The sequence below is a fragment of the Salipaludibacillus neizhouensis genome (assembly GCF_002886185.1).
Taxonomy (GTDB): domain Bacteria; phylum Bacillota; class Bacilli; order Bacillales; family Salisediminibacteriaceae; genus Salipaludibacillus; species Salipaludibacillus neizhouensis.
Genome location: NZ_KZ614146.1, coordinates 2,679,941 through 2,692,445 on the forward strand (window position 1 = coordinate 2,679,941; position 12,505 = coordinate 2,692,445).

The 12,505-nt window shown below is 36.0% G+C and carries 14 protein-coding genes; 7 read left to right on the forward strand and 7 right to left on the reverse strand.

All coding sequences use genetic code 11. The annotated features are described in order from the left end of the window. Positions 1 to 12 precede the first annotated feature (12 nt). The gene (locus CEF18_RS12715) at positions 13 to 1,236 is read right to left on the reverse strand and encodes an ABC transporter permease (protein ID WP_110936821.1); all 1,224 of its coding nucleotides are present in this window, start codon (positions 1,234 to 1,236) and stop codon (positions 13 to 15) included. After that, a complete protein-coding gene (locus tag CEF18_RS12720) occupies positions 1,229 to 1,975 on the reverse strand; it encodes an ABC transporter ATP-binding protein (RefSeq protein ID WP_110936822.1) in 747 nt (248 codons plus the stop codon). Before CEF18_RS12720 ends, CEF18_RS12715 begins: the two co-directional genes overlap by 8 nt. A gap of 221 nt (positions 1,976 to 2,196) precedes the next feature. On the opposite strand from CEF18_RS12720, the gene CEF18_RS12725 reads away from it, so the two are divergent. The 4 genes from CEF18_RS12725 to CEF18_RS12740 all read left to right on the forward strand — a co-directional run bounded on the left by CEF18_RS12725 (position 2,197) and on the right by CEF18_RS12740 (position 5,717). After that, a complete protein-coding gene (locus CEF18_RS12725) occupies positions 2,197 to 2,628 on the forward strand; it encodes an HIT family protein (protein ID WP_110936823.1) in 432 nt (143 codons plus the stop codon). A gap of 107 nt (positions 2,629 to 2,735) precedes the next feature. Continuing rightward, positions 2,736 to 3,821: a 3-phosphoserine/phosphohydroxythreonine transaminase gene (serC, locus tag CEF18_RS12730; RefSeq protein ID WP_110936824.1), complete on the forward strand. Its 1,086-nt coding sequence runs from the start codon at positions 2,736 to 2,738 to the stop codon at positions 3,819 to 3,821. Positions 3,822 to 4,299: 478 nt separating this feature from the next. Then, positions 4,300 to 4,872 carry an HTH-type transcriptional regulator Hpr gene (locus CEF18_RS12735; RefSeq protein WP_110936825.1) on the forward strand — a complete coding sequence of 191 codons (573 nt, stop codon included), beginning with the start codon at positions 4,300 to 4,302 and terminating at the stop codon, positions 4,870 to 4,872. A gap of 296 nt (positions 4,873 to 5,168) precedes the next feature. Continuing rightward, positions 5,169 to 5,717: a DUF3267 domain-containing protein gene (locus CEF18_RS12740; RefSeq protein WP_110936826.1), complete on the forward strand. Its 549-nt coding sequence runs from the start codon at positions 5,169 to 5,171 to the stop codon at positions 5,715 to 5,717. A gap of 91 nt (positions 5,718 to 5,808) precedes the next feature. On the opposite strand, the gene CEF18_RS12745 is transcribed toward CEF18_RS12740, so the two are convergent. Then, a complete protein-coding gene (locus CEF18_RS12745) occupies positions 5,809 to 6,402 on the reverse strand; it encodes a YpmS family protein (protein ID WP_110936827.1) in 594 nt (197 codons plus the stop codon). 218 nt (positions 6,403 to 6,620) lie between these two features. Here CEF18_RS12745 and CEF18_RS12750 point away from each other — a divergent pair, with 218 nt between their 5' ends. Continuing rightward, on the forward strand, positions 6,621 to 6,800 hold the full coding sequence (locus tag CEF18_RS12750; protein WP_110937689.1) for a hypothetical protein: 180 nt from the start codon (positions 6,621 to 6,623) through the stop codon (positions 6,798 to 6,800). Between the two features lie 212 nt (positions 6,801 to 7,012). Here the strand turns inward: CEF18_RS12750 and CEF18_RS12755 are convergent, their stop codons facing one another. Then, complete coding sequence (locus CEF18_RS12755; protein WP_110937690.1) at positions 7,013 to 7,105, reverse strand: YjcZ family sporulation protein; 93 nt, start codon at positions 7,103 to 7,105, stop codon at positions 7,013 to 7,015. Positions 7,106 to 7,312: 207 nt separating this feature from the next. Here CEF18_RS12755 and CEF18_RS12760 point away from each other — a divergent pair, with 207 nt between their 5' ends. Continuing rightward, positions 7,313 to 8,197, forward strand: coding sequence for a peptidylprolyl isomerase (locus CEF18_RS12760; RefSeq protein WP_110936828.1), 885 nt, complete (start codon positions 7,313 to 7,315; stop codon positions 8,195 to 8,197). 337 nt (positions 8,198 to 8,534) lie between these two features. Further along, positions 8,535 to 8,633: a YjcZ family sporulation protein gene (locus CEF18_RS12765; RefSeq protein ID WP_110936829.1), complete on the forward strand. Its 99-nt coding sequence runs from the start codon at positions 8,535 to 8,537 to the stop codon at positions 8,631 to 8,633. Positions 8,634 to 9,222: 589 nt separating this feature from the next. Here the strand turns inward: CEF18_RS12765 and yhaM are convergent. From yhaM to CEF18_RS12785, 3 genes are all read right to left on the reverse strand, one after another. Beyond that, complete coding sequence (yhaM, locus tag CEF18_RS12775; protein WP_110936831.1) at positions 9,223 to 10,182, reverse strand: 3'-5' exoribonuclease YhaM; 960 nt, start codon at positions 10,180 to 10,182, stop codon at positions 9,223 to 9,225. A 219-nt stretch (positions 10,183 to 10,401) separates the two neighbouring features. Beyond that, positions 10,402 to 11,769 (reverse strand): sensor histidine kinase, encoded by a 1,368-nt coding sequence (locus CEF18_RS12780; protein WP_110936832.1) that lies wholly within the window; start codon positions 11,767 to 11,769, stop codon positions 10,402 to 10,404. Beyond that, positions 11,766 to 12,443 (reverse strand): response regulator transcription factor, encoded by a 678-nt coding sequence (locus tag CEF18_RS12785; protein ID WP_110936833.1) that lies wholly within the window; start codon positions 12,441 to 12,443, stop codon positions 11,766 to 11,768. The genes CEF18_RS12780 and CEF18_RS12785 overlap by 4 nt, the downstream gene beginning before the upstream one ends. Positions 12,444 to 12,505: the final 62 nt, after the last annotated feature.

Consider the following 12,505-nt stretch of genomic DNA (forward strand, 5'->3'; position numbering starts at 1 on the left):
ATACTTACGATATTACATAGAAGAAGTTTCATACTTTTTAGGAAGTCTTACATGAATATGATATTGATAAGCAACTAATGCAAGTACTAGAACGATCACTGCATCAAGAAATCCATAAGGGAAGAAAACGATCACAGCAAAGACGATTACCTGAAAAACTCCTAATGCGTTCATCCAGTATGAATGAGCTTTAATTTTCATGGATGGGTCAATAGGATAAAGCTCAACCATTTGGCTAGTATCATAATGATTTTTCAGTGTTTCCAGCTGCAAGGTGGTCATATAAGCGAATAGAATCGCTATCAGCCACCTCCCCCAGTCTAACTCAACGATGGAGAGAAATAACGCTCCGAGAAGTGTAAGGCGGATGTAAATCCCAAAGTAATCATTTGACCGGAAAAATGACCGAGCAAAAAGATAATGATACACATGCTTCTTATCGAATGAAATAAGCGAATAGACCGCATTTAACCAGGTTCTGAATCTCACTTTAGATTTTAAACTCGGAACATCCGTAAAGCTATTCGCTATACGATAGAATGTCATCACTGTTTGATTTTCAATCTCTACAAGTCTTTCCCATTTCAAGCTAAACTGTTGAGCTAATCTTCGGTAATAGCCTAAGTAGAATAGAAGGAGTGCTCCTGTAACAACAGCGATGACCCACAAAGGTTGGACAGAAAAAATAGCGTATACTGCCACTAGGTTCAGGCCTGCCCGTAGGAGTGTGTGTATCAAATAATGATACTTATCTAATACGCGTTGCTCTTCAAATCCCGTAAGAAGGTTATATGCTTTCAATGCACTTAGCAGAAATAAACTAAACCAGAGTACACTGCCTGTCCCCTGAATTCGGTCGAAAAAGAGAGGTGCTAATACTAAAAATGACAGTGCGAGCCAGAATGTTTCCATGATCCAGCTGTAGAAAATAGAAGAACGAATATAAGGTGCTAATCTTCCTTCCACCGGGGTAAGAAAAAACAAGTCGCCTTGCTTCATGAACGTTCGAACTCTTCCCCTTGTCTCTAACCAAGTAAAAACAACTGTGAAAAATAATACCGCTGGAAATGCTTCTGGAAGCCATTGCAAAAACTGGCCGTAATAATAACTTCCGAACACAAAAAGTAAGTAAATCGTAAATAAAAAGCCACTATTAGCAATAAGACGGAGGTAGCGTATTGCCATTGTCCAATAGTCACTGCGACGTTTGCCCCAAAGGTCCTGTACATTAATCATATAAATCTTCCTTCGTTACTTCTACATAAATGTCATCCAGATCAGCTCCTGGCATGTTTGCCTGCTCCTGAAGTTGAGTAAGTGTACCCTCTAGAATAATTTTTCCTTGATGAAGCAAAATAAAACGGTCACAGTATTTTTCCGCTGTTGCTAATATATGAGTGGACATGAGAATACCACAACCTTCTTCTCGAAGTTCCACCATACGATCAAGAAAAGACTTTATTCCAATAGGGTCTAGACCAACAAACGGTTCATCCGCAATATAAACGGAAGGCCGTATCAAAAAAGCACTCATGATCATTACTTTTTGGCGCATCCCCTTTGAGAAATGACTTGGAAACCACTTAGCCATTTTCACCATTCTAAATTCTTTTAATAACTTATGGGATCTGGATTCAAATTGGTCCTTTGTTAGTCCATACGCCATCGCGGTCAGTTCTAAATGCTCCCACAGTGTCATTTCTTCATATAATAGAGGGGTCTCCGGGATATAAGCAAAATTTTGACGGTAGTTCAGTTTATCTTCCGCCATTGTTTTTCCTAATAAACGGACTTCTCCTTTATGAGGCTCCATCAATCCTAATATATGTTTGATTGTTGTACTTTTCCCAGCTCCATTTAAACCAATTAGACCTACCATTTCATGAGGTTTAACAGTAAAAGAAACATCGTGGAGAACCGGCTTACTGTTTTGATAACCACCGGTGATATGACTTACTTTCAAAAGATCATTCACATTTCATACCTCCTTGATTAACATCCATAGTATCCAATCTTTACTATATCTAAAAAGGGTAATAAAGTCCAAGTTACTAACGATTGACAAAATATTAAATTAAATGACTCATTTATGGTAAGATATGAAAAAGGAAATTTTCACAATAGTCCAGAAGCAAGATCGGAACGGAATTACTTTTAATAATTACATTCTAAAAAATGTTAAAGAGGTGACATGTCATGCACAAAAGTGACGATTGTATTTTTTGTAAAATTGTTGCTGGAGAAATTCCTTCAGCTAAAGTGTACGAAGACGACGAAGTATATGCCTTTTTAGATTTAAGTCAAGTAACAAAAGGACATACTCTTGTGATTCCAAAGAGCCATGAAAAAAACGTCTACGAATTGAAGGAAGAAACTGCCTCAAATTTATTTAGGGCTGTACCTAAAGTTGCCAATGCCATAAAAGCATCTTTTGATCCAATCGGATTAAACATGCTAAACAATAATGGTGAAGCAGCAGGTCAATCCGTTTTTCATTTCCACATTCACCTTCTTCCCCGCTACGGTAAAGGTGATGGTTTTGGAGCAGTTTGGCATGATCACAGCAGTGAATATTCAGAGCAAGCACTAAAGGACATCTCTCAAGAAATCCAATCCAATTTAATGTAACTCAGACCTCGTGTCAAAGTATTGGCATGTCGTTTTTTGTTAATATATAAAACATATCCAAGCTATGTTTTAACAATGTGATATTTATTACTCTAGGAGGTTTTACAATGACAGAAGTTTATAATTTTAATCCTGGTCCAAGCCCTATTCCAGCACCTGTTCTAAAGAAAGCTAAGGAAGAAATGTTCAACTATGAAAACTCTGGAATGGCAGTCATGGAAATGAGTCACAGAAGCCCTCTTTACGAAAAAATTCATTATCAAGCAATCAATCAATTAAAAGAGCTGCTCTCTGTACCTGATGACTACGAAGTTTTATTTCTACAAGGGGGAGCAAGTCTTCAGTTTGCTATGGTTGCTCTTAATTTCTTGCCTGAAAACAAAGAAGCGGCGTATGTCTTAACCGGCTCTTGGTCTGAAAAAGCTGCCAAAGAGGCGCAAACCTTGGGAAATGTTACAACGCTCGCGACTTCTGAAAGTAATCAATTTAAACATATTCCAGAAGTGGATTTATCCAAAGTAACTGAAAAAACAGCGTATATTCACCTTACTTCTAACAACACAATTTACGGAACGCAATGGTCTTCTTTCCCTAAAGAACCAGCCGTGCCAGTTATTATTGACATGTCAAGTGATATTTTAAGCCGGTCTATTCCCTGGAATGATGTCGATATGATTTACGCTGGTGCCCAAAAAAATGCGGGAATGTCTGGAGTTACGATTGTAATAATGAAAAAGAGTTTATTAGAATCAGCAAATGATAAACTTCCACCATCACTGTCTTATAAGCAACACGCTAGTAAAGATTCGTTATATAATACGCCTCCAACTGCTGCTATCTACATAACCAGCCTTGTGACAGACTGGATCAAAGGTCTTGGTGGAGTTGAGGAAATGCAACGATTGGCGAAACAAAAAGCAGATCTTATTTATAGTGTCATTGATGGGTCCAGTGGGTTCTACACAGGACATGCAGAACCTGAAGCGAGATCCAAGATGAATATTACCTTTAAGTTAACCAATGAGAATTTAGAGAAAGAATTCCTTACACAAGCAAAGAATACTGGATTCATAGGTTTAAATGGCCACCGCTCTGTTGGAGGTTGCCGAGTATCAACTTATAACGCTGTACCGTTAAATCATGTCGAAAAACTAAAATCTTTTATGGAAACTTTCATGAAGAAAAACGCATAGCGTCTTTTATTCAATACAGCGTGATCTTTCGCCACCATAATTTAAGTATCAAGGGTGTTTTTCCCTTGATACGTGTGGCGTAAAGATAGCTGTCAACTTATTCTTTCTAATCTGCTAAAGAAAATAAGTGAATTTCTGCTTTTTACTTTATCAAATTTCTAGTTTTCTATAATATTGATATTCTAAATTAATTGTAATAAATGGAAATTTTATTTTACATTATTGCCATTAATGGTCATTTTCATTTTTCCTCGTGAGATGGTCTTCCATTCAAGCACCCCATTATTCCAGTCATTATAATTTTATGACTGGGGTGTGGCGTGTCTTTTCTATCATAAATGCATTTTTCTGAAAATACAGAAATGATATTGAGAAAGAATCAAATATTATGTTATGATGATAATATCATTTTCCTAAAAAAATAATGAATCTTTTGAAAATAACAAAAATAAAGTATTTATTTGAATGGAGGGAGAACATGGACGAAGAACAATTGTCTATGAAGCAATCAATCATGTTTAGCCATAAGATTGCTCAACTAAGCAAAGCTTTATGGAAATCTATTGAAAAAGATTGGCAAACATGGATTAAACCTTTTGATTTAAATATCAACGAACACCACATTTTATGGCTCGTATTTAATCTAGAGGGCGCCTCTATATCGGATATTGCCAAATTTGGTGTCATGCATGTATCTACGGCCTTTAACTTCTCAAAAAAACTGGAAGAACGAGGATTACTATCTTTTTCCAAGCGCCAAACTGACAAACGAAATACTTATGTTTATTTAACTCCTAAAGGTGAAGAGTTACTACTGGAAACTTTTGAATCATATAACCCGCATACTTACGGTGTATATAGTGGCTCATTGCCTATAAAAGATTTATATGGCAAGTTCCCGGAATTTTCTGAGTTAATGAGTATCGTTAAACATATTTACGGACCTGAATTTATTACTATATTTGAAAAGTCTCTTACTAAATTTGACGAGGATTTCAACGAAGAAAATGGTAAGTTAACGCCCAATTCAAAAAAGGCTACATCACAGTAATTGAATTGACTAGATGATTTTTCTAACTGTTTGGTCCGTCCTTTTATTTACTTTTATAGTTATGTAAAAGAGTGCTCCATCATCGAATGGACGTACTCTTTTTTTGTTTTTTTCAAATTGTTTGGGTATTTAAATCGCTTCTCTCAATTTATGTCGAAAGTAATTTTGAATTTATTTTATAAAAACCCTTGATTTATTTAGCAATTCATCGTAAGTTACTATAGTGCTTGATTGCAAATAGTAATCTAAATTTTTAAGTGAAGATAGTTTTGTTGAATGTTGCAGGAGGTGGACAAATGAACTGCTTAAAAACAGTCTCAGTAGAAAGTGAATTTGGAATAGCACGATTATGGTTCTTGTCTTCCATTGTTATGCTCGGTTATTTTTTAATTTTCTTTATGATTTTTAGAACATTTATAACGACAGCACCCCTAGTAGATCTTGGTGCTATTTCCTTTATTGTTTTATTAATAATTGTACTTCCCATACATTTATTCTTGCATTGTCTGCCTATTTGGTTGATTGGTAGAAAGGCAACATTCGGATTCAGAAAAAATCAATGGCCTTATTTTTTTTATTCAGCGAAAGCACCATTATCTAAGCAGATGAGTCTTCTTTCGATAGGATCTCCAGCTTTTATTCTGACTTTGCTATCAACAGTAAGTGCCATTCTTTTTCCTCAATTCGTGCATTACATTGCAATGATGTCTGCATTAAATATTGGTATTTGTGTATATGACTTCTTAAACTTTAAACATATCAGTACTGCACCAAAACAATCATTAATAGAAGAGCATCGCGATGGTTTCTATATACTCTGTCCTCCTTTAAAGGATAAGGCCTAACTTTAAAGGGATGGCTTACAAAGCCATCTCCTTTTCAAAAATAGTATACTTGCTCTTTTGCTCTAGATGTCAATGGATTGCAATACTTGTGTTATCCCTCTTCTTCTAGAAGTGTTATTTCCAGCTTGATATCATCGCTATCCAAATCAAAAGAGATTACTTTGATATCTACTTCTTCTGATACTCCATTTCGAAGATTTACGTGAAACCTCTGCTCCCCAGGAACCACCTGAATCCAAGAAGGAAGATCAACGTTAGAATCAATTAATTGAAAAACTTGTTCAGACGGTAAATGAAATCCTCCTACTTGGAACGAATCCTCTATAAGCTCTAGATTCCCTTCTTCTGTAACTCTAGGTGCAAGTTCCATCTGAATCGGAACGTACACGCCAAAGGCTTTGAAATTCGTCTCCATCCGAATTTTGTCTTCAATGACTATTTCGTAATCTCCTTCTTCTTCCATCAATTCTTGTTGCAACCAATAATTCGCATCCTCTTTCGTTGTAGAAATGGTAAATTGAGGACCTGAAGAGCTTTTAACCACTGGGGGAATAAATGATTCATTTGTTGCCGAATTAAAAGTTTGATTTATCCAAATAATACCTAGTGTTAAAGCTGAAACTAATATTATTATCAGGCTAATAAATGCTATTTTCCAAGGGTTTGATCTTTGATTCGTTGTCATTAGTTCCTCCTTTATTTTTATTTTGTACACTTATTATTCCAAGCTTTCTACCTGTTCATTTCCCGTCTACCGAAAAGTTTGATACAATATAGACATGAATTCAGGATGAGTTCTTATCTACATTATGTTCCCCTTTTCATCAGACAAATAACTAGGATTTTAGGGAACGGTTTGATAAAGTAGAATAGGAGTCTATCTTTACTGGGGGTTACTAGATGATGTATTTACCTTTCTTTCTTTTTGCAACGCTTTATTTGTTTATGATTAATTCAATGACAAACTCGTTATGTATACAAAAAGAAATACCCGAGGAAAAACAAGGAAAAGTATTTCGAACGATTAATGTACTCATTACCATATTAATTACTTCTTCTTTCTTTAGGATCTTTTTAACTTAACTTTACCAGAGAAAAACCAAGCAAAGCATCTTTGCTTGGTTTTTTTTCGGTTATCTTAAGTGTTAATTCTACAATCGCATCCAGTAGTAAGGAAATAGTTATTTTATACGAACTGTTCCTGTAGAATAAATAGCATAAATAGAGAAGCGTAATCACTATGATTATACAGGTGCATCATACCTTCACCAAATTAATTATACTCTTACGATATCTTAATACGCCCACGATGCTCCAATAATCACTAATAAGATAAACAATACAACTAACAGAGCAAATCCAGATTGATATGAATGTGACATGTTCATTCCTCCTTGTTTTAACTTTCCATACATCTTATTAAAGCGAATCATTTGTGTATGGACGTTTGTCACGGTTTTTCGAAAAATCTTAATTAGTAAATATTTATCCGAGGGAAAATGAGATACCATATCAATACTCGATATGCTATATTTATACTTGATATAACTCAGAATTTTTACATTTTAAATTAGAAATATTCAGGAGTTGAAAAAGTGAAAAAATATATCCTTACATCAATAATTTCTAGCATAACTATGCTCTCTGCTTGTTCCAATGAGTCTAATTCCTTGGAATCTGAAGAAAATACTGAAGAATTAATCGTCGCAACTTCATCTGGTGATATATCGGAAAAAGAATTTAATCGTGCTTTAAGAGATCAACACGGTGAAAATGTCCTTCAATCCATGGTTTTAGATAAAATTATAGAATCTGAAGCAAAACGTCTGGAAATTGGAGACACTGAAATAGAGGAAGAAATTAACTTCTTAAAAGATAACATAGGTGCAACAAACGATGAACAATTTTTCGAGATGATGAAAATGCAAGGAATTTCTGGTGAAGATGATTTAAACAAACGGGTTATTAACCATCTAGTCATGCAACATCACATTGGAGATATCGGTGAGGTAAATGATGTTGAACTTCTGAAGGAGTATGAGCGGGGCGAAGAAGTAGAGGCACGTCATATTTTAGTCGAAGACCTTGAGAAAGCTGAGGAGGTACACCTCAAATTGGCTGATGGGGTGGATTTTGGTGAACTTGCTCAAGAATATTCTATAGACCCTGCATCCCGTGAAGATGGTGGACATATAGGTAGTTTCAGAAGAGGTACAATGTCACCTCCTTTTGAGGGTACAGCTTTTTATTTAGATGTCAACGAAGTTAGTGAACCTGTGCAAAGTCAGTTCGGCTTTCATATAATTGAAGTACTTAACAGGACACCATTTGAGGATGACTTTGAAGAAGTCAAAGAACAACTGCGTTCCGCTTATAATGATCGCAAGCTTCACAGAATGAATGAGAAGCAACAAGAGTTGTTAGAGACTGTGGACATAGAAGTATTTGATGAGCAATTTGAAGATCTTTTTGAGCAATAATTTTATCGTAGCTGTGATCTCATAAAAATTAGGTGTATGTCTTATTTTTTCAGATATACATCTTTTTATATTCACGCTTGTTTTAATGTGAACAAGACTGTACTTGAATTTGCTCTTGGGGAATGCTTTTCGCAGTTAACGCGCTTAAAAGCCTCATAGCTACAGACATATCTTTTAAGTCCTTACAAGAGCACGTAACTAGCTTGATAACGGTCATATACATTTCTTACACCCAAAAAATTCAGATCCGCCTAGAGCATTTTTAGGTTACTGTACATATAGAGTAAGTAAGGGACTCACTCCTTCCCAATTAATAATGAGAAAGGATGAAGTAATCATGAGTAGCGTTGCACCTGTTCCTTCCACAAGCGGGTTTACATTAATTGTTGTATTATTTATTTTATTGATCATCGTAGGTTCTGCTTACGTATGCTAAATTAGTAAGCGCTAGGCTATGTATTCAAAAAGAGAATAATAACTGCTGGCCATTCAAGGAGTAATAACTTTGATAAGGGCACTGGAAAAAGGTCACTTTTTACTTTTCCAGTGCCCTTTTTCAATATTTTCCAGATGGCTCCTAGTTTTCTTCATACATATTATCTAAATGTTTGGGAGTTATCTAGGATGGGAATATGTTAGTTAAATATTAAACACGTAATGGGGGATTTAGCATGCACCAGAAAAAACTTTCTAATATGGAATAGGGTGAATTTCAAGAATATCTTGTTCGAACAGTAATGAATAAAATCGAAGAAATAGAGACAAAATCATCTCTTGTATATTTTCCTATTGTCCATGATCGTGTAGAATCTTTTTTATTAGCTCATTGGGAACAAGTTTGGCAGGATTGCCGTACATTGACGTGGAAAGAATGGTTACACTCAAGCTGTTATGACCTTTTTAGATCAGAAGTGATAGATGATATTCTTGCCAGTAATCACGTACTTGAGTTAAGTCCTGTTAAAGAGATAACTAAGTCATAATTATTAAAAGGTGTCCAATAAATAATTGGACACCTTACTTTTTTATAAATCTATAGGAGGTTCATGAAAGGTTGGTTTGTAGAAGGAGCGGTTTTCCAAGGCAAAAGCACGTTCTGAGAATTCCCCAGGGATGACACGGTCCAATACGCGATCCATCATGTTCATCTTTGCATCTATATTATCAATCATATGCAACATCTCCGCCTCACGGATAAGTGGCGGCTTAGGACTTCCCCATTCCCCTTTAGAGTGATGAGATAAAACCATATGTTGTAAAACTAATACTTCTTCCCCTTCAATCGCTAGTTCCTTTGCGGCTTCATCAATTTCAGTGACCATCATAGAAATATGACCAATAAGTTTTCCCGGAGTCGTATACTGGGTTCCCATAGGACCAGATAGCTCTCTCACCTTCGCCATATCATGAAGGATCACGCCTGCATAAAGTAAATCTGTATCTAAGGTTGGGTAAAGCGATGCAATGTTTTTCGATAGCTGCAACATCGATACTACGTGATACAAGAGACCAGAAACAAATTCATGATGGTTTTTCGTAGCCGCTGGGGACACAGCAAATTCTTTCTGATGTTTTTTAAATAAATGTCTTGTTAAGCGTTGTATTTTTGCATTTTTCATATCAAATATATACTGTGTGACTTCTTCTAGCATTTCGTCTTTGTTTCGTGGTGCCGATGGAAGGAAATCATCAGGTTTTACTTGATCCATGCCCGTTGTTGGTCGGATTGTTTTTATTTTAAGTTGTCTCATTCCTCGAAAATCCTGAACTTCTCCTTGTATATGTACGATTGAACCACTTACAAAAGTAGCTTCATCTTCACTGGAGATTCCCCATAATTTTGCTTCTAACTCGCCTGTTTTATCTGTCAACTGAAGATTTAAAAAAGGTTTTCCGTTACTGGCTATTCCTTTCTTTCCAGTCTTTATTAACAAGTAAGCATCTACCGATTCTCCGACTTTATGGTGGTGTATTCCTTTTCTCATTTCTGCTCCTCGCCTCCAAATAATCTTTATTTCTTCAATTATATCACATCAAAAGGTACTGACATACGTTCGATATTCAGGTATTGTGTCATTGTATATCCAAGGGTAAATTCTAGCCACTGTTAGTGCTATTACGAAAGCATCCGCCTAGAGCGGATTCGAGCCTCTTTGTTCGACGAAAACTAAAAAACCTATCCCTTCAGTCACGAAGGAATAGATTTATGTGGGTTTAGAAGATTGTTCGTGTCGAGGAAACACCGTTGTAAATAATACGCCATCTTCCTTATTTTCAACCTTCGGATATCCATTATGCAGTTCGCATATTCTTTTAACAATTGCTAAACCAAGACCAAATTGACCTTTGTTTCCTTTCCGAAATGGAGTGAAAATATGTTCAAGTTCAGTAACGGGTATATTTTCACCATTATTCCATACTTGAATATGAATGTCCCCGTTTTTCACTTCCTTCGCGGAAATCTTAATAGCATCAACCGCATAGCGAAGAGCATTTTCAACTAAGTTTTCCAATAGTACAGTTAAAAGCTCTTTATCACCTTTTAGCTTTACAGCCCCACCTTCTACGGAAATAGCTACTTCCTCTCTTGCTAAACGAAATCTTTCTTCTACCAGATAAGCGATAGAACCAAATGGAAAGTAATCATTTTCCACTGGAGCTCCATTTAATGAATCTAACTTAGTATAATAGAGCATATCTTTAACCCTTTTTTCCATGCGATTCGACTCTTCGATGATCACATCCATCGTATGTTCAATATCGTCGCGTGGAAGAATTCCATCTTTGACAGACTTTGCATAGCTTTTAATTACCATAATAGGTGTTTTTAGTTCATGAGATGCATGCTGAATAAATGTTTTTTGAACAGCATCATATTTGATAAGATTTTGTCTCATTTTTTCAAATTGATTAGATAATTTTTCGAAATCTTCATCACCTTCCCAATGAAAAGGCTCCTTCCAATTCCGTTCAGCAATTTGTTCGAAATGAGCACCTAAACTTGTTAGCGGTTGTTTCAAATAGTATTTAAGCCAAAATGCAGGTACGAGGCTCATTAAACTAGCAAAAAGCATAATGTAACTTAATCTTCCCCATAGTCGGCTAACCATCTGGTCACGGTATGTATCCCACATGTGAGAAATATAATATGCTTCCCCCTCAGTTGTGTAAACTTTAAATACTACATAGAAAAGAGTTGCGCCATTATAAGTAAGTTCATACCGTCCCCGACGAGTCATTTGATTTTGAGCCCGTTCTCCCATTTCTCTTAAAACTTCACTAGGAACTGGGTCTCCCACATACGTTCCAAATTCATTCATCAGAGACAAATGCCCTACAGACCTTTCCGCATCTCTTCTTTCAATAAAATCAATCTCTGATTGCGGAGGAACTAAATGCTCACCCTGTGGGTTCGCAGAACGAGTTTGTTCTTGCTCAATAATTCTATATGTCTCTTCTGTCAGTGCGCTCTTCAAAGAGATTGGATATATGATTCCTATTAACAGAGCTACTAACAAAAGAATAGAAATGAACGAGAACCAAATTCGTTGAGTTAAATTTAACCGAATCATGAGGATAGAACCCTATACCCATAGCCATATAAAGTTTCTACATGAATTCTTGAAAGTTTTTTTCGTACTCTTCTAACTACATCATCTACTGCACGTTCAGAACCGAAGTAATCTGATCCCCATACGTACTCGATGATAGATTCACGGGACAATGCATTCCCTAAATTGGACGTTAGGAGTATTACAAGGTCCATTTCCTTTGTAGTAAGTTCTATCGGATCTTGTCCATCATGAACTGTTCGAGATTTAGGATCAATCGTATATCCGTTTATTTCAAGAGCATCCTCTTCCCTAACTTCAGGTGGATACACGCGATGAAGTAATTTTTTGGCACGGATAATTAGTTCCTCCGGTAAAAATGGTTTTGCCAAATAGTCATCACTTCCCAATTCTAACCCTAGAACTCTATCTAAATCTTTATCTCGGGCGGATATAAAGATAACCGGAGTATCTGCCTCGCTTTTTATAGCTTTCAATAATTGATAACCATCCATACCAGGCAACATAATATCTAAAACCCATATATGTGGCGGCTCATGTTCTTGTACATAAGTGTGAGCTTCCTTACCATCGGTGAAGTGCTTTACAGACCAACCTTCTTTTTCCATATATGCTTTGATGACTTCCCCTAAATTTTGCTCATCCTCTACTAAATAAACTGAAAACTCATTCATAGCCATCATCCTTCATTTTTTACGTTAGTCTTTCTTCTTATTTTAATACAAAATAGACTAAA